This is a genomic window from Faecalicatena contorta (assembly GCF_003149105.1).
Taxonomy (GTDB): domain Bacteria; phylum Bacillota; class Clostridia; order Lachnospirales; family Lachnospiraceae; genus Muricomes; species Muricomes contortus_C.
This window is the reverse complement of sequence record NZ_QGDS01000001.1, coordinates 599558-617472: the sequence shown is the minus strand read 5'-3', so window position 1 is coordinate 617472 and position 17915 is coordinate 599558. Positions and strand designations below refer to the sequence as shown.

General features: G+C 43.1%; 14 protein-coding genes. 13 read left to right on the top strand and 1 reads right to left on the bottom strand.

The window, feature by feature from the left end; genetic code table 11:
• Position 1: 1 nt before the first annotated feature.
• The 4 genes from A8805_RS02935 to A8805_RS02920 all read left to right on the top strand — a co-directional run bounded on the left by A8805_RS02935 (position 2) and on the right by A8805_RS02920 (position 4768).
• Positions 2–1162 carry a phosphoglycerate dehydrogenase gene (locus A8805_RS02935; RefSeq protein WP_109708694.1) on the top strand — a complete coding sequence of 387 codons (1161 nt, stop codon included), beginning with the start codon at positions 2–4 and terminating at the stop codon, positions 1160–1162.
• A 325-nt stretch (positions 1163–1487) separates the two neighbouring features.
• Complete coding sequence (locus A8805_RS02930; protein WP_109708693.1) at positions 1488–2876, top strand: 2-isopropylmalate synthase; 1389 nt, start codon at positions 1488–1490, stop codon at positions 2874–2876.
• Positions 2877–2898: 22 nt separating this feature from the next.
• On the top strand, positions 2899–3585 hold the full coding sequence (locus tag A8805_RS02925; protein ID WP_109708692.1) for a GntR family transcriptional regulator: 687 nt from the start codon (positions 2899–2901) through the stop codon (positions 3583–3585).
• Positions 3572–4768, top strand: a complete 1197-nt coding sequence (locus tag A8805_RS02920; protein WP_109708691.1) for an NADP-dependent isocitrate dehydrogenase — start codon at positions 3572–3574, stop codon at positions 4766–4768. Before A8805_RS02925 ends, A8805_RS02920 begins: the two co-directional genes overlap by 14 nt.
• Positions 4769–4993: 225 nt before the next feature.
• Here A8805_RS02920 and A8805_RS02915 read toward each other — a convergent pair whose 3' ends face one another.
• Positions 4994–6925, bottom strand: a complete 1932-nt coding sequence (locus A8805_RS02915; RefSeq protein WP_109708690.1) for an ABC-F family ATP-binding cassette domain-containing protein — start codon at positions 6923–6925, stop codon at positions 4994–4996.
• A 230-nt stretch (positions 6926–7155) separates the two neighbouring features.
• Between A8805_RS02915 and A8805_RS02910 the strand changes: the two genes are divergently transcribed.
• The 9 genes from A8805_RS02910 (at position 7156) to A8805_RS02870 (ending at position 17732) form a co-directional block, all read left to right on the top strand.
• Complete coding sequence (locus A8805_RS02910) at positions 7156–7800, top strand: redox-sensing transcriptional repressor Rex (protein WP_109708689.1); 645 nt, start codon at positions 7156–7158, stop codon at positions 7798–7800.
• Between the two features lie 115 nt (positions 7801–7915).
• The gene (locus A8805_RS02905; RefSeq protein ID WP_109708688.1) at positions 7916–9421 is read left to right on the top strand and encodes an NAD(P)H-hydrate dehydratase; all 1506 of its coding nucleotides are present in this window, start codon (positions 7916–7918) and stop codon (positions 9419–9421) included.
• Entirely contained in the window at positions 9418–10584 is a 1167-nt protein-coding gene (gene alr / locus A8805_RS02900; protein WP_109708687.1) for an alanine racemase, read from the top strand. Before A8805_RS02905 ends, alr begins: the two co-directional genes overlap by 4 nt.
• A gap of 90 nt (positions 10585–10674) precedes the next feature.
• The gene (locus A8805_RS02895) at positions 10675–11022 is read left to right on the top strand and encodes a type II toxin-antitoxin system PemK/MazF family toxin (RefSeq protein WP_109708686.1); all 348 of its coding nucleotides are present in this window, start codon (positions 10675–10677) and stop codon (positions 11020–11022) included.
• 134 nt (positions 11023–11156) lie between these two features.
• Complete coding sequence (locus tag A8805_RS02890) at positions 11157–11888, top strand: YebC/PmpR family DNA-binding transcriptional regulator (RefSeq protein ID WP_109708685.1); 732 nt, start codon at positions 11157–11159, stop codon at positions 11886–11888.
• Between the two features lie 11 nt (positions 11889–11899).
• On the top strand, positions 11900–12658 hold the full coding sequence (locus A8805_RS02885; protein WP_109708684.1) for a CFI-box-CTERM domain-containing protein: 759 nt from the start codon (positions 11900–11902) through the stop codon (positions 12656–12658).
• 116 nt (positions 12659–12774) lie between these two features.
• Positions 12775–14049 carry an O-acetylhomoserine aminocarboxypropyltransferase/cysteine synthase family protein gene (locus tag A8805_RS02880; RefSeq protein WP_109708683.1) on the top strand — a complete coding sequence of 425 codons (1275 nt, stop codon included), beginning with the start codon at positions 12775–12777 and terminating at the stop codon, positions 14047–14049.
• A 316-nt stretch (positions 14050–14365) separates the two neighbouring features.
• Complete coding sequence (locus A8805_RS02875; RefSeq protein ID WP_330405709.1) at positions 14366–15079, top strand: ClpP family protease; 714 nt, start codon at positions 14366–14368, stop codon at positions 15077–15079.
• Between the two features lie 184 nt (positions 15080–15263).
• A complete protein-coding gene (locus tag A8805_RS02870) occupies positions 15264–17732 on the top strand; it encodes a DNA translocase FtsK (protein ID WP_109708682.1) in 2469 nt (822 codons plus the stop codon).
• Positions 17733–17915: the final 183 nt, after the last annotated feature.

Below are 17915 nucleotides of genomic sequence, written 5' to 3'. Positions count from 1 at the left end.
AATGTATAAATATAATTGCCTGAATCCAATTGCCCAGATAGGATTGGAAAAATTTGACGAGAACTTTGTAAAGACAGAAAATATCGGGGAGGCGGATGCAATTCTGGTAAGAAGTGCCGGGATGCACGACATGGAATTTAGCAGTAATCTGAAAGTGATTGCCCGTGCAGGTGCAGGAGTCAATAATATCCCCCTGGAGAAATGTGCTGAACAGGGAATTGTGGTATTTAACACACCAGGAGCAAATGCCAATGGTGTAAAAGAACTTGTTATTGCAGGAATGCTTCTTGCGGCCCGGGATATTATCGGCGGAATTAACTGGGTGCAGGAAAACGAGGAAGACGGGGATATTGCAAAAATAACGGAGAAAAAGAAAAAGGTTTTTGCGGGCACAGAACTGGAAGGCAAAAAGCTTGGAGTAATTGGCCTGGGGGCTATCGGTGTTATGGTGGCAAATACTGCAACACATCTGGGGATGGAGGTATATGGATATGACCCTTATGTTTCTGTAGACTCAGCATGGAGACTTTCAGGATGTATCCATCATGCAAAAACAGTGGATGAAATTTATAAAGAATGTGATTACATTACTATCCATGTTCCAGCGCTGGAGGACACAAAGGGGATGATTAACAGGGACAGCATCAGCCTGATGAAAAAGAATGTAGTCATTCTGAATTTTGCGAGAGACCTTCTGGTAAACGGGGAAGATATGGTAGATGCACTTGTATCCGGAAGAGTAAAATGCTATGTCACAGATTTTCCAACCCATGAGATTGCCGGAGTTAAGGGAGCAATTGTGATTCCTCATCTTGGAGCATCCACAGAAGAATCGGAAGATAATTGCGCAAAAATGGCTGTCAGGGAAGCTGTTGATTACCTGAAAAACGGGAATATCACAAATTCCGTAAACTACCCCGACTGTGATATGGGCGTAAAGGGAGAAGGTGCCAGAATCACAATCCTGCACCGCAACATTCCGAATATGCTGGGGCAGTTTACTGCTTTTTTTGCAAAGGCGGGTATGAACATTTCTCTTATGGCAAACAAGAGCAAGAAAGAATATGCTTATACCATGATTGATGTGGAAGGAGCAGCCGAAGGAGCAGAGGATGCGATTGCCCAAATAGAAGGTGTACTTAAAGTAAGAATTATCCTGTAGGACCTATATAAAGATTCAAAAAGCGAAACAGATGGATTAGTATTTGTTTCGCTTTTTTATATAATGGGAAACTGTGTTTTCCCATTATATAAAAAAACGACCGGGGATCGCGCTGAGATGGCAAAGAAGATGTTGCTATCCCAACCAGGCGGAGAAGAATCTTGCAGGCAAGATGTTTTCTTAAATTAACGTATTGACAGAAAGTGTATAATTGTATACAATTATACACGGATACAAAGCACGAAACTGTATATGCGGTTATCTTATACTTATTGAACTATTAACGTTCAATAAGGTGTGCTTTCATACAGGAGGTAAAGAAAAAATGGAAAACAGAAAAGTCTTTTTAAACAAGCATACAAACTTATTAGAGCTGGAAGAGCATATGTATCAGCTTGTGGATGTGGATGCACCCAATGTATTTAGAAACTTATTCCGCTACGACGAGATCCCTAAAATTGCTTTTAATGACAGGATTGTGCCTCATAATATGCCGGATGAAATTTGGATTACAGATACAACGTTCCGCGACGGGCAGCAGTCACGTGCTCCATACACAACGGAGCAGATCGTAACAATATATGATTATTTACATAGATTAGGCGGACCTCAGGGGAAAGTCAGACAAAGTGAATTTTTCTTATACAGCAAAAAGGACAGAGATGCTGTTTATAAATGTCTGGAGAGAGGTTATGAGTTTCCCGAGGTTACAAGCTGGATACGGGCAAATAAAAAAGACTTTGAAATGGTGAAGGAAATTGGCTTGAAAGAGACGGGTATTCTTGTGAGCTGCTCTGATTACCATATTTTTTACAAACTGAAAATGACAAGAAAAGAGGCGTTAAACCATTACTTGTCTGTTATAAGAGAGTGTTTGGATACTGGTGTGAGACCGAGATGCCATTTAGAGGATATTACAAGATCAGACATATATGGATTTGTGATTCCGTTCTGTTTGGAATTGATGAAGCTGATGGAAGAGTATCAGATTCCGGTGAAAATCCGTGTCTGTGATACAATGGGGTATGGAGTGAATTTCCCCGGGGCAGTGATTCCAAGGTCGATTCCGGGCATTATCTATGGCCTCATGACACATGCAGGGGTTCCCAGTGAGCTGATGGAATTCCACGGGCATAATGATTTCTATAAAGCAGTAAACAATTCCACTACAGCATGGCTGTATGGTGCTTCCGGTGTAAACTGTTCTTTGTTTGGAATTGGAGAGCGTACCGGTAATACACCTTTGGAAGCTATGGTATTTGAATATGCACAGCTTCGCGGTACCTTAGACGGAATGGATACAACTGTAATCACAGAACTTGCAGAATACTATGAAAATGAAATCGGCTACCATATTCCTTCCAGAACACCTTTTGTAGGAAGAAACTTTAATGTGACCAGGGCAGGTATTCACGCAGATGGCATGTTGAAAAATGAAGAGATCTATAATATATTTGATACAGATAAATTCCTGAACCGCCCGGCACTTGTTTCTGTGTCTAATACATCCGGAGTTGCAGGAATTGCTTACTGGATTAATGCATACTACAAGCTGGCGGCGGAAAAGCAGGTAGATAAAAACTCCCGGCTTGTACAGGAGATTAAAAACTGGGTGGATAAAGAATATGAGGATGGCCGCGTTACAGTTTTGACAGATAGCGAATTAATTGTTAAAATAGAAAGCGTATGCAGTGAACTGGATATCACTCTTTGATTTTGGAGGAAATTAAGATAACATGGAAGAATATCAGGACCATTCTCTGAGCGGCCGCGTTTTTCAAAAAATCCGGGAAAATATTTTAAACGGAAAATATAAAGAACACGACGAATTAAGAGAAAACACAATTGGAAAGGAACTGGGAGTGAGCCGTACCCCTGTGCGGGAAGCGCTCAGGCAGTTGGAGTTGGAAGGGCTGGTTTCGATTGTCCCCAACAAAGGTGCCTATGTGACAGGCATTTCTTCAAAGGACGTGGATGACATCTATATCATCCGCTCTATGCTGGAAGGTCTGTGCGCCAGGTGGGCCACAGAAAATATCACAGCGGCACAGTTGGATGAACTGGATGAAATCATACTGCTTTCTGAATTTCACATAAAGAAAGAAGGAGGTGTCAGCGCGGATCAGGTTACCGAGCTGGATGGAAAGTTTCATTCAATTTTGTACGAAGCTTCGAACAGTAAGATTCTCGGACATGTACTGACAGACTTCCATAAATATGTCCAGATGGCGCGGAAGACTTCTGTAGTTTCAGAGGAACGTGCCAGAAAATCCATACGTGAACACAAGCAGATATTACGTGCGATTCGGGAAAAAGATGCGGATCTTGCAGAGCAGCTCGCCAATGAGCATATTATGCAAGTCATACAAAACCTAAAAAAACAAGGATATGAGCAGACTGGAGGAGAACATGGAAAAGATTAAGATGAGTACCCCTATTGTTGAGATGGACGGAGATGAGATGACAAGAATTCTCTGGAAGATGATTAAAGATCATCTTCTTGAGCCGCATATTGAATTGAATACGGAATATTATGATTTGGGGCTGGAGAAGAGAAACGAGACCGATGACCAGATTACAGTTGATTCCGCCAATGCCACAAAGAAATATAAAGTGGCAGTTAAATGTGCAACTATCACACCTAACGCAGCCCGCATGGACGAATATGACTTGAAACAAATGTGGAAAAGCCCTAACGGAACCATTCGTGCAATTTTAGATGGAACAGTTTTCCGTGCGCCTATTGTTGTAAAAGGCATTGAGCCATGTGTGAAAAACTGGAAGAAGCCAATTACGATTGCAAGACATGCATATGGTGATGTATATAAAGGTGCCGAGATGAAAATACCGGGGCCGGGAAAGGTGGAACTTGTTTACACTGCGGAAGATGGAACACAGACAAAAGAGCTGGTGCATAACTTTACAGGAGAAGGAATTGTACAGGGAATGCATAATGTAAGCCAGTCTATTGAAAGCTTTGCAAGAAGCTGTTTTAATTATGCACTGGATATAAAACAGGACCTGTGGTTTGCCACAAAAGATACAATCTCCAAAAAGTATGACCATACATTTAAAGACATTTTCCAGGATATCTATGATGCAGAATATGATGGGAAGTTTAAAGAGGCAGGAATCGAGTATTTCTATACTTTGATTGATGATGCGGTTGCACGTGTTATGAAGTCAGAGGGCGGATATATCTGGGCATGTAAAAACTATGACGGAGATGTTATGAGTGATATGGTATCTTCTGCATTTGGTTCCCTTGCAATGATGACTTCAGTACTGGTATCTCCGGATGGATATTATGAGTATGAGGCAGCACATGGCACTGTTCAGCGTCATTATTATAACCACTTAAAGGGACAGGAGACTTCCACAAACTCTGTGGCAACGATTTTTGCATGGAGCGGAGCGTTGAGGAAACGTGGCGAACTTGATGGAAATGAAGCTCTCATGGAATTTGCGGACAGACTCGAAAAAGCTACCCTGGATACCATTGAATCAGGAAGCATGACAAAAGACCTGGCATTGATTACAACGATTCCTAATCCAACAGTTCTTTCCAGCGAAGGATTTATCAAAGCGGTTGCGGAGAGATTATAAGCAGAACATTTACTAAGAAATATATTTATAAATATAATAATAAGGAGACATCCATGTCACTAAGGTGGGAAAGAACCCCACCCAAGTCGACAGGATGTACTTTGTAACTAGGACTTGAGAAGACCAAGTCCTAGTTACATAAGTAAAGAGAGCGGGGCTGCCGCCTAACAATTAAAGTAGTTGTTAGGCGGCAGCCCCGCTGATTTGCTGAATTCAATCTGCTGACTATGCCAGTTCCCCCCAGATTTCGTAGAGGCTTTCCAGCTCTTTTGTGTTTTCTGCTTTTTCTAAAGCCAGTTCCTGACATTTCACAGAATTGGAGTAGACATCCTCACGGGTCATAAGTTCATCAATTTCTGTATTTCTATCCTCCAAAAGAGTAATGCGTTCCTCGGTTTTCTTTAATTCATTCTGGCGTTTGCGTTCTTTTGCCTGTAATTCTTTTTGCTGCTGCCAGCTTAATTTTCCCTCAGATACAGTTTCTGTCTGCCAGGTGTCCCCAGTTTTTTGAGAAGGAGATCCGGTTGGGGCAGAAGCGTAAACTGCGGTCAGTTCTTCTTTTTTTTCCAGATAATAATCATAGTTGCCTATATAATTTACAAAAGTCTGATTGACAAGCTCCAAAATCCGGGTGGCTGTCTGATTAATGAAGTAACGGTCATGAGACACATAAAGAACAGTGCCGGTATAGTCATTCAGAGCCCTTTCCAGGATTTCCTTGGAGGTGATATCCAGGTGGTTTGTAGGCTCATCCAGAATCAAAAAATTTGCCTCGGAAAGCATAAGTTTTGCAAGAGATACCCTGCCCTTTTCGCCGCCGCTTAAGTCTGCAATCCGTTTGTATACATCCTCGCCGGTAAACTGGAATGCAGCCAGTGTACTTCGTATCTGGGTGTTCGTCAGCGAGGGATAGTCGCCAGAAATTTCATCAAATATATTTTTATGGTCATGCAGAACATGATGTTCCTGGTCATAATAGCCGATTTTTACCTTTGAGCCAAGTGTGAAAGCACCTGTGTCCGGCAGATGGACCTGATTCAAAATTTTCAGCAGAGTTGTTTTTCCCGTTCCGTTGTCACCGATTACAGCCACATGCTCACCGCGTTTAATTTCAAAGCTGACATTCTGGAACAGAGTCTGACTGTCAAAACTTTTTGAAAGCTCCTCAACACTCAATACGTCGTTGCCGCTGATACAGGACGGCTCCAGGGAAAAGTGGATTTCTCGCGCTGCTTCCTGGGGCTTTTCTACCAATGTCATCTTATTCAGCATTTTCTCGCGGCTCTCTGCACGCCGGATAGACTTTTCCCGGTTGAACTGGCGCAGTTTTTCAATGACCGCTTCCTGATGCTTGATTTCCTTCTGCTGATTCAGATATTCTTTCATCATCGCATCCCGGCGCTGTTGTTTTTTATCGGCATAGGCCTTATAGTTGCCTGCATACATATGCACTGCGCCATTTTCTATCTCGATTACTTTGCTCACTACCCGGTTCAGGAAAAACCTGTCATGGGATACGATGAGCACGGCACCCGGATAGTTCATCAGATAAGTTTCCAGCCATGTGATGGAATTCAAATCAAGGTGGTTTGTAGGCTCATCTAAAAGCAGTATATCGGGTTTTGTGAGAAGCAGCTTGCCAAGAGAAACTCTTGTTTTTTGACCTCCGGACAAGGTATCTGTCTGTTTATTAAATTCCTCCTCCTGGAATCCAAGCCCTTTCAGAACCCCGACCAGCTCACTTTCATAAGCATAGCCGTTTTGCGCCTCGAACTGTGACACCAGGCGGTGGTAAGTATCCAGTCTGTTTTGAAGAACCTCTCCCTCCAAAGATTTCAATTCTTTTTCAATGGTTCGAATCTGCTGCTCCAGCGCGATAATACCGGCTTTTGCAGTTTTCACCTCTTCGTAGATAGAACGTTTATCTTCCAAATTCTGCTGCTGGGCAAGATAGCCCAGAGTTTTGCCCTTCGTCAGTACAATTTCACCGCTGTCCGAAGGCTCTTCCTTTACAATCATTTTTAATATTGTAGACTTTCCGGCGCCGTTCACACCGACCAGTGCGGCTTTCTCCCTGTCTTCTATATGAAAAGAGCCGTCCCGTACAATAAGTTGTTCACCGAAAGATTTATTAAGATTATGACATGCAAGTATCATACGATCCTCCTGTTATCCTAAGTACCTAAAAATTTACATACTTATTTCATTATAACGAAAATAAGATAAAATACAACCGGAAAATTTGTTGCAGTTCAGCCATAAGCTTGATTACGCATTACTCCAATAACATCATTGAAAATTTGCATGGCTGAACTGTAAGTAAAATTTGACTTTATGGGCACTATTCTATATAATGGGGAGTAGACTAAGTTTGGAGGACAAAAGCAGTGGAAGATAGAGAAATATCACGTGCGGTAATCGGGAGGCTTCCAAGGTATTATAGATATTTGGGAGAATTGCTGGACGAAGGAGTAGAACGCATCTCGTCAAGTGATCTGAGTAAGAAGATGCATGTTACAGCGTCTCAGATTCGTCAGGATTTAAATAACTTTGGTGGCTTTGGACAGCAAGGATATGGATATAATGTAAAATATCTGCATACAGAGATTGGGAAGATTTTAGGATTAAGCCATACACATAATATTATCATTATAGGGGCAGGAAATCTTGGACAAGCTCTTGCTAACTATGGAGGATTTGAAAAGAGCGGTTTTATATTGAAAGGAATTTTTGATGTGAATCCAAGGCTGGAGGGTGTTACCATACGCGGGATACCCATCAGGAGAATGGATGAGCTGAGATCATTCATCAGGCATCATGAGATAGAGATTGCCGCCCTGACGATTCCAAAGTCAAAGGCAGTAGAAGTAGCCGACATACTGGTGGAAGGCGGTATTCAGGGAATTTGGAATTTTGCGCATACGGATTTGATTTTGCCGGAGAATGTAATCGTAGAGAGTGTGCATTTGGCTGATAGTTTATTGAAGCTCTCTTATAATATCAGCAGTTATAACCATGAAAGTGAAAAATAACTGACAACCAGGACGTGTATAAGGGCAACTCTGCCTTTCTACACGTCATTTCAATGTTTGTATCTGTTCAGAACCATGAACAGTTACCAATATTTTTGCTTAGGAGGATGAAGACATGAGATATCTGCCTACGGGAGAATGGATGCAAAAAGCTGACGAGTATACAATCAAAGAGATTGGTATCCCGTCTATGGTGTTGATGGAGCGGGCAGCACTCGGGACCGTTGACGTTATGGAGAAGGAAAGGATAAATTTAAGCAGAACACTTGTGGTCTGTGGTTCGGGAAATAACGGAGGCGATGGGTTTGCCATTGCCCGTCTTCTGAAGGAAAAAGGATATGAAGTGACTGCAGCATTTATCGGCAGGGAGGCTTCTATGAGCCCGGACTGCAGACATCAGTTGAAAATCGCTGAAAAATGCGGTGTGTCCATAGTAACATCAATAAATAAGCAGGAATATACTAGTGTAGTGGATGCAGTTTTTGGAGTTGGGCTGAACCGGGATATTACAGGGGCTTACCAGGAAACTATTGAAAAGATGAACAGCCTGCCCGGACAGAAAATAGCAGTAGATATTCCTTCAGGAATTTGTTCCGCCACCGGGAAAGTATTAGGAGTCTCCTTTTCAGCTGACCTGACAGTGACTTTTGGATGTGAGAAGCTGGGGTGTATTCTGTATCCCGGACATATGTATGCAGGAAAACGAATTACTATAGATATCGGTATCAGCAGAAAACCTTTCCGAAAGGAACCTTCCGTCTGCTATACTTTTGATAAACAAGATCTGCCGGAACTGATTCCGGCAAGAAAGCCGAATTCCCACAAAGGTACTTATGGAAAAGTGCTGATGATTACCGGAAGTAAGGGAATGTCAGGTGCCGCCTACCTGAGTGCAAAAGCAGCATATATCACAGGGGCAGGACTTATACAGATTTATACAGCGGAGGAAAACCGGGTTATTTTACAGCAGCTTTTACCGGAAGCTATTATTTGTACTTATACGGAATATGATGAGGAGACTTTGCACAAACTTCTTGAATGGGCAGATGTGGTGTGTATCGGGTGCGGTCTGGGCAGAAGCAATATTGCAGAAAGCCTTGTTGTGGAGGTGCTGAGAACAGTAAAGTTTCCCTGTGTAATCGATGCTGACGGACTGAATATACTAAGTACTCATCTGGAGCTCTTGGGAGGGCGGGAGCGTCCTTTTATCCTGACCCCTCATATGAAGGAAATGTCCGAACTCCTGGACTGCACGATACCGGAGCTTGTGGAAAAGCGTTTCGAAAAAGCAAGGGAATTTACGGATAGATATGGTGTTGTATGTACTATGAAGGATGCGCGCACCCTGGTAGCAAAATGGGATAGGCAGATATTTGTCAATACTGCCGGGAACAGCTCTATGGCAAAAGCAGGTTCAGGGGATGTACTCGCCGGTGTGATTGCAGGCCTGCTATCTCAGGGACTTATGCCTTACGAGGCAGCAGTATGCGGTGTGTATCTGCATGCATGCGGCGGAGACGAGGCCAGGGAGGTGAAAGGCTCCTACAGTACATTGGCAGAAGATTTGATTACAGGAGTTGGAACCTGTTTAAAAAAGACAGAGGAGAATATGGTAAGATGAAGCAATACAGCAGAGTTTATGCCAGGATAGACCTGGATGCAGTAGACCATAATATGGAACAGATAAAGGAACATATCGGAGATGGCGCGCAGATTATTGCTGTTCTTAAGATGGACGGATACGGGCATGGGGCTAGTCCGATTGCCAGAATATTTGAAGAAAAGGATTATATATGGGGATATGCCACTGCAAGTTTTGAGGAAGCAGTATCTCTCAGAAATGTGGGTATTAAAAAACCCATTCTAGTGTTAGGCTGCATTTTTCCAGAACAGTATGAAGAAATGCTGCGTCAGGAAATCCGCGCAACAGTCTATATGAAAGAGATGGCACAGGCAATGTCTGAGGCCGCAGTCCGGCTTGGCAGGACTGCATATTTTCACATGAAAGTGGATACGGGAATGGGAAGACTTGGTTTTTTACCCAATGCCGCAGGGGTACAGGATATCGTGGAAATCAGCAGGCTTGCGAATGTGAAGCTGGAAGGCGTATATACACATTTTGCAAAGGCTGATGAGAAGGAGAAAGAATATACAGTAGAGCAGCATGAAAAATTTGTCTGGATGGAAGAAGTCCTAAAAAATGAGGGGCTTAATATTACATATTATCACTGTGACAACAGTGCGGGAATTATTGATTTCCCGGATATGAAACATAATCTGGTGAGGGCAGGGATTTCCATATATGGAATGTATCCTTCGGATGAGGTGTGCAAAGATGCAGTGAATTTGAAACCTTCACTTGAGTTAATCAGCCATATCACTTTTGTGAAAGAGATTGAGGCGGGGACGCCCATCAGCTATGGCGGCACCTTCGTTGCGCAGGAAAAAATGAGGGTGGCAACGATACCTGTAGGTTATGGTGACGGTTATTCACGAAGGCTTTCTAACAAAGCTGATGTATTGATACATGGGAAGCGGGCCAGAATATTAGGGCGTGTCTGTATGGATCAGTTTATGGTTGATGTCACCCATATACCAGAAGCTAAATATATGGATCAGGTCGTACTTATCGGCTTTGATGGGGAGGAACACATTCCGGTGGAAGAGCTGAGCAGCTTATGCGGACGTTTTCATTATGAGTTTGTATGCTGCCTTGGAAGACGGATTCCCAGAGTTTATATAGAGAATGGAAAAGTTGTAGAACAGGTAGAGTATCTATCTTAGGAAATTATGCCTGCATACATCCGAAAAAAGCGGGAATACTCAAGTGTAGTAACAGAGTTGTTAAAGTTTAGAATCGGAGTGTGAGACAGTTTGGTAATTAAAAGAGGAGATATATACTATGCAGATTTGAGCCCAGTTGTTGGCTCAGAGCAGGGCGGTATCCGCCCGGTGCTGATTATTCAGAATGATGTGGGAAATAAGCACAGTCCTACAGTTATTTGTGCGGCTATTACATCACGGATGAATAAAGCAAAGCTTCCTACCCATATTGAAATCAGTGCCCAAAAATATAATATTATAAAAAATTCGGTGATACTGCTGGAGCAAATACGTACCATTGATAAACAGAGGCTGAAAGAATTTGTCTGCCATGTGGACAATTCGATGATGAAGAAAGTAAACGACGCCATTCGGATTAGCCTGGAACTTCCTACATAAGTATACTAATTTGCTGAATGAAGGCAAACTGTGAAGAAATAATTGAAATGTCGGGAAAAGAATGGTAAAATTGTATGGCAAGTTCATCTCAGATGAATAGAGTACGTTAAGAAAATACAAAGGGGATATTAGAGATGTCAGGACATTCTAAATTTGCAAATATTAAACATAAAAAAGAGAAAAATGATGCTGCAAAGGGCAAGATTTTCACGAAGATGGGACGTGAGCTTGCCGTTGCGGTAAAAGAGGGGGGAGGTCCGGACCCGAATAATAACAGCAGACTGCGTGATGTGATTGCAAAGGCTAAGTCCAACAATATGCCCAATGACACCATTGAAAGGAACATCAAAAAGGCAGCAGGCGAAGGTTCCGGGGATAACTACGAACATATTACATATGAAGGGTATGGACCAAACGGTACGGCAATTATTGTAAAGGCGCTGACAGACAATAAGAACCGTACCGCTTCCAATGTAAAAAATGCGTTCACGAAAGGGAGCGGAAATGTAGGAACTCCAGGATGTGTTTCCTTTATGTTTGATGAGAAAGGACAGATTCTGGTAGATAAGGAAGAGTGCAGTATGGATGCAGACGAGCTGATGATGCTGGCTTTGGACTCTGGTGCGGAAGACTTTGCAGACCATGAAGACAGCTATGAAATTCTTACGGCGCCGGAAGATTTCAGTACAGTCCGTCTCAATTTGGAGGAAGCAGGCATTACAATGGCGAATGCTGAAGTGACTATGATTCCTCAGACTTACGTGGAACTGACAAGTGAAGAAGATATCAAAAACATTCAGAAGACACTGGATTTACTGGATGAAGATGATGATGTACAGGATGTCTACCATAATTGGGACGAGTAGAGGAGATAATTATGAATGAGAAAAATTTACAGGCAGAGATGATTGCTCTGTTTACCGAAACTGCGGAATATGCAGGGAAGTTTCATAAAAAGAACTATGAACCTGATATGGAAACTCTGAAAAGCAAGCACAGCCGGCTTTTAGAGGACATAAAGGACGCAATCGAGGAGTCCGATGAAATTCTGGAGGAGGTTGCATCCTATATACCTGCTTATGTGGCAGAACAGCTTGCTGAAATATCTTCCAAGAGAAAGAGGGATTTGGCATGTTTGGACAATAACATGAATATGGTATCTTATTTTGTTCCTCTGATGGGAGAGATTATCAGTGTGAAGACGAGAACTTTTACAGAGAAAATTGTAGAACTTTGGAATAAAGAGATGCCGGACGGCAAGATTGGACATTCCACCCGTGAGCATATTCAGGGAGGATTTAAAAAGGGATTGTTCTGCTATATTACTACGGCAGTCTGCAGAAGTCTGGACAAACCGGATGATTGTTATGAGCTGACAATTCTTCGTGACTATAGAGACGAATATCTTCTGAATTCTGATGCAGGCACCGATATGGTAAAGGAATATTATAATATTGCTCCGACGATTGTAAAAAGAATAGACAGGGAAGAATGTTCATCGGATATATACGCCGGAATCTGGCAGGATTATTTAAGTCCGTGTATACGTTTGATTGAAGAAGAGAAAAAGGAAGAATGCAGGGAACTATACAAAGATATGGTCCGTAGCCTGGAAAAGAAATACTTATACTCATAAGGAAACATCCATGTTACTAAGGCATGAAAAGACCATGCCTAAGTCAACAGGATGTACTTTGCAACATAAGGCTTTAAAACACAAAGCCTAAGTTGCATAAGCAAGGAGGAACGAAAATGAGCGGTTACAATATTGAGACGAAGTGCATACAGTCCGGCTATGAGCCGGGAAACGGAGAGCCCAGGATCCTTCCGATTTATCAGAGTACTACTTTTCGATATACAAGCAGTGAACAAATGGGGCGTCTGTTTGACCTGGAGGAGGCCGGCTATTTTTATACCCGTCTGCAGAATCCCACAAATGATGCGGTTGCTGCAAAGATTTGTGACTTGGAAGGCGGAGCGGCTGCGATGCTTACTTCTTCCGGACAAGCTGCAAATTTCTATGCGATTATGAATATTGTGGAAGCAGGTGACCATATTGTTTGTGCCTCCGCGCTTTATGGCGGTACATACAATTTATATGCCCACACAATTAAAAAAATGGGTGTAGATGCTACATTTGTTGACCCTGGCTGTACACCGGAGGAACTGGATGCTGTTTTTCAGGAGAATACAAAAGTAGTTTTCGGAGAGACAATTGCGAATCCGGCTCTGGTTGTCCTGGATCTTGAGAAGTTTGCCAAGGCTGCACATGCACATGGCGTACCGTTTATAGTGGACAATACCTTTGCGACACCAATTAATTGCCGTCCTTTTGAGTGGGGGGCAGATATTGTGACTCATTCCACTACAAAATATATGGACGGACATGCAGCCTGTGTAGGCGGAGCAATTGTGGACAGTGGTAATTTTGACTGGGAAGCTTATGCGGATAAATTTCCCGGACTGACTACACCGGATGAGACTTATCATGGGATTGTATATACCCAGAAGTTTGGGAAGGGTGCATACATCACGAAGGCCACGGCACAGCTTATGAGAGATTTGGGTTCCATACAGTCTCCTCAGAATGCTTTTCTTTTAAATATAGGTCTTGAAACCCTGCATTTGCGTGTTCCCCGTCATTGCGAGAACGTGCTTGCTGTTGCACAGTATTTGCAGAGTCATGAAAAAGTGGCATGGGTATCCTGCCCGTCTCTTCCAGGAGACAGGTATTACGATTTGGCGCAGAAATATATGCCTAAAGGGACCTGCGGTGTTTTGACCTTTGGTTTAAAAGAAGGAAGGGACGCGGCAGTTGAAATGATGGATAAACTGAAGCTGGTGGCAATTGTGACACATGTTGCAGATGCCCGCAGCTGTGTGCTTCATCCTGCAAGCCACACACACCGTCAGATGAATGATCAGGAGTTGGCCGAAGCTGGAGTTCAGCCAGATTTAATCAGATTGAGTGTGGGAATTGAAAATGTAGAAGATATTATTGCGGATATCAGGCAGGCGCTGCTATAAAATAGATGGTATGGATGTATACAATTTGCATTCATACCATTTTTGCTTTCGTTGTTCCGGTTGGAGAGGTATAATTCCGGCTTTTCTTTCAAACACTATGTAAAAATAGTGACATTTAATAGGAAGCATCCATATCACTAAGGAGACAACCATGCTGCTAAGTTCGAGAAAACCTCACTAAGCCAGCAGGTTGTGCTTTACTACTAAGTTCGAAAAGACCTTACTAAGTAGTATAAGCAAGTCGACAGGATGTACTTTGTTACTAAGACTTGAAAAGACCAAGTCCTAGTAACATAAGCAGAAAGGCAGGATAAATATGGAACATAATATGGATAACAATAAGGAAGAAGAGATTCAGGAAAAGCAGGCGGCGGAAAATGAAGAAATAAAAGATACGGGAACCTTGCGGCTTGGGAAAGAAGGAAACAAACATAACATTCAGCTTATCACAATTATTGGGGAGATAGAAGGACATGAGGCTGCTTCCAGTAATACAAAAGCTACTAAATATGAACATTTGATTCCCCGCCTGGCGGAGGCTGAAGACAATGATGAGGTGGAGGGAATTTTAATCTTGCTGAATACACTCGGGGGAGATGTAGAGGCTGGTCTTGCTATTGCCGAAATGATAGCATCACTGAGTAAACCTACAGTTTCACTTGTATTAGGCGGGAGTCATTCCATAGGAGGCCCTCTTGCCGTTTCGGCAGATTATTCATTTATCGTTCCCAGCGGCACAATGATTGTTCATCCGGTGCGCAGTGCAGGGATGTTTATTGGGGTAATCCAAAGCTACCGCAATATGGAGAAGACCCAGGACAGAATTACGAAGTTTATAGCAGATCATTCTGACATTACCCAGGAACGTCTGGAGAAGCTGATGCTGGATTCCACCCAGCTTGTGAAAGATGTAGGTACCCTTTTAGAGGGAGAGGAGGCTGTCAGGGAAGGGATTATAAATGAGGTGGGCGGTATCAGCCAGGCCCTTCGCAAGCTGCATGAGATGATAGACATGGAGCGTGGGAGATAGCTATAGCTCGTTATAGTTCAGCCAAATAAATATTCAGGGATAGCTGCATACAAAAGCAAGCTTGCTCCTGCATCCATTCCTGAATATTTACATTGCTGAACTGTAATAAAAAATTAATAATGACAGGTTTTTCAAAGAATGGTATACTAAAATAAGTATGTGTAAATACCAAGGGGGAAGTATTATGGCTGAAAAGTCAACAAAGAAGAAAAAAAGTACAAGGGGCAGACCAAAGAAACCTGCCGAAAACACTGCTTTGAGGGAAGAAATCCTGATACTTGCAGTATTGGCAGTATGTATCCTGCTGGTAATCAGCAATTTTGGTCTGGGAGGAATTGCGGGGGAGGCAGTTTCATCCGTTATGTTTGGATTATTTGGATTGGTGGCATATATTTTGCCCTTTATCCTATTTGGTGTGATTGCCTTTCTTATTTCTAATAAGGGCAATACACACGCGTACATAAAATCAGGAGCAGTCTTCGTTTTAACTTTGCTCCTTACAGCATTTTTACAATTGGTTATGAAACCATACGATTCCGGGGCCGGTCTATTGTCTTATTATGAATTTGCGAGCCAGCACAGAAATGCCGGAGGTCTTATGGGCGGCTCTATTGTAATGCTTTTGTGCCCGTTGATTGGAAGGGTAGGAACCTATGTGGTCATCGTGATTCTGATGATTATCTGCGGGATCCTGGTTACAGAGAAATCCCTTCTCTCCCCATTAGGCCATAAAAGTAAGGCAGCTTATGAGGATGCGAAAAAAAGAAAAGAAGCATTAGCACAGAGACGTGCCGACAGACAGGTTGAAAAAGAAAGCAAAAGAGCGGATGTCAAAGCGAGAAGGCTGGACAAGAAGGTATCAGGTGTTTCTTTTGCCACCACCCTGACTGGGAAAGAGGCAAATAAGACACCGGGCAGAAAGTCACCTGACTTGAAAGAATTAACGGTATCCGGTGAAGAGATACAGCCGTCTCCTATACCGTCTCCTTTCGAAGATTTGGTGATTAACAGGGCGGAACCTGTGCGGGATGCTGTTGAAGAAATTATACCGGAAGAGATGACAGGAAGAGCTGATGAATCTGTAAAACGATCCAAGACAAAGGAAAGTGCCCAGGTAATTGCAGCAGAAACTGCATCTGTAGAAGAGTCCGTAAAGATTCAGGAAGAGCAGCCTGTCAGGATATATAAGATGCCTCCTATGTCTTTGTTAAACAGGGGCAAAAAAACAGGCGGAGATTCGGATGCGCAGCTTCGCGCCACGGCTCTGAAGCTGGAGCAGACGCTTCAGAATTTTGGGGTACAGGTACATGTAACCAATGCAAGCTGCGGCCCTTCTGTAACCCGGTATGAGATTCAGCCGGAACAGGGCGTAAAAGTGAGCAGAATTGTAGGATTGGCGGATGACATTAAACTGAATCTGGCTGTGACTGATTTGAGGATTGAAGCGCCTATTCCGGGAAAAGCCGCTGTAGGAATTGAGGTTCCAAATAATGAAAATACTGCGGTGATGCTCAGAGACCTTTTGGAAGCCGGAGAATTTAAAAACAGTAAGTCAGGTATAGCCTTTGCGGTAGGAAAGGATATTTCCGGGAAAGTCGTGGTGGCTGATATTGCCAAGATGCCTCATCTTCTTGTTGCGGGAGCTACGGGCTCAGGGAAGTCTGTCTGCATTAATACACTGATTATGAGCATTCTATACAAGGCTTCCCCGGAAGATGTGAAGCTGATTATGGTGGACCCTAAGGTGGTAGAGCTCAGTGTTTACAATGGAATTCCTCACCTTCTGATTCCCGTGGTTACGGACCCAAAGAAAGCGGCGGGAGCATTAAACTGGGCTGTAGCAGAAATGGAAAAGCGATACAAACTGTTTGCAGAATATAATGTAAGGGATTTAAAAGGATTCAATGAAAAGGTGGGCCGGCTTGGGGCGGGAGAGGATATTCCTAAAAGAATGCCTCAGATTGTAATTATTGTGGACGAGCTGGCAGATCTGATGATGGTGGCACCCGGAGAGGTGGAAGGAGCAATCTGCCGTCTGGCACAGTTGGCGAGAGCTGCAGGGCTGCATCTGATACTGGCGACCCAGAGGCCGTCTGTAAATGTTATAACAGGTCTGATTAAAGCAAATATGCCTTCGAGAATTGCATTTTCCGTATCTTCAGGGGTAGACTCACGCACCATTATTGATATGAATGGAGCGGAAAAGCTTCTTGGTAAAGGTGATATGCTGTTCTATCCTACAGGATATCCAAAACCCGTAAGAGTGCAGGGCTCTTTCGTTTCAGATAAAGAGGTCCAGCAGGTGGTGGATTATTTAATCAAACACAACGGGGATGCTTCTTACAGTGAGGAAGTGGAGGAGCATGTCAGCTCTAATATTGGAGGAGGTGCATTTGGCGCATCCCAGGAGGCTTCAGGGGAAGGAGATTCCAGAGATGCCTACTTCATAGAAGCCGGAAAATTAATTATTGATAAAGAAAAGGCATCTATCGGTATGCTGCAGCGTATGTTTAAAATTGGGTTTAACAGAGCTGCCCGTATCATGGACCAGCTTGCACAATCAGGTGTGGTAGGTCCTGAAGAAGGCACGAAACCCAGAAAAATCTTGATGTCAGAGGAAGAATTTGAACAGTATCTAAAAGAGAACATGTAATAAGAAAGGAAACATTCATGTCACTAAGGTGAGAAAGAACCTCACCCAAGTCGACAGGATGTACTTTGTAACTAGGACTTGAAAAGACCAAGTCCTAGTAACATAGTAGGAAACATCCATGTCACTAAGCCAGGAAAGAACCCTGCCTAAGTCGACAGGATGTACTTTGTAACTAGGACTTGA

Coding starts and splice junctions, on each gene's coding strand:
- A8805_RS02880 (WP_109708683.1), top strand. CDS start 12,775: ATGAGCGGTTACAATATTGAGACGAAGTGCATACAGTCCGGCTATGAG.
- A8805_RS02885 (WP_109708684.1), top strand. CDS start 11,900: ATGAATGAGAAAAATTTACAGGCAGAGATGATTGCTCTGTTTACCGAA.
- A8805_RS02925 (WP_109708692.1), top strand. CDS start 2,899: ATGGAAGAATATCAGGACCATTCTCTGAGCGGCCGCGTTTTTCAAAAA.
- A8805_RS02875 (WP_330405709.1), top strand. CDS start 14,366: ATGGAACATAATATGGATAACAATAAGGAAGAAGAGATTCAGGAAAAG.
- A8805_RS02930 (WP_109708693.1), top strand. CDS start 1,488: ATGGAAAACAGAAAAGTCTTTTTAAACAAGCATACAAACTTATTAGAG.
- alr (WP_109708687.1), top strand. CDS start 9,418: ATGAAGCAATACAGCAGAGTTTATGCCAGGATAGACCTGGATGCAGTA.
- A8805_RS02905 (WP_109708688.1), top strand. CDS start 7,916: ATGAGATATCTGCCTACGGGAGAATGGATGCAAAAAGCTGACGAGTAT.
- A8805_RS02870 (WP_109708682.1), top strand. CDS start 15,264: ATGGCTGAAAAGTCAACAAAGAAGAAAAAAAGTACAAGGGGCAGACCA.
- A8805_RS02915 (WP_109708690.1), bottom strand. CDS start 6,925: ATGATACTTGCATGTCATAATCTTAATAAATCTTTCGGTGAACAACTT.
- A8805_RS02935 (WP_109708694.1), top strand. CDS start 2: ATGTATAAATATAATTGCCTGAATCCAATTGCCCAGATAGGATTGGAA.
- A8805_RS02890 (WP_109708685.1), top strand. CDS start 11,157: ATGTCAGGACATTCTAAATTTGCAAATATTAAACATAAAAAAGAGAAA.
- A8805_RS02920 (WP_109708691.1), top strand. CDS start 3,572: ATGGAAAAGATTAAGATGAGTACCCCTATTGTTGAGATGGACGGAGAT.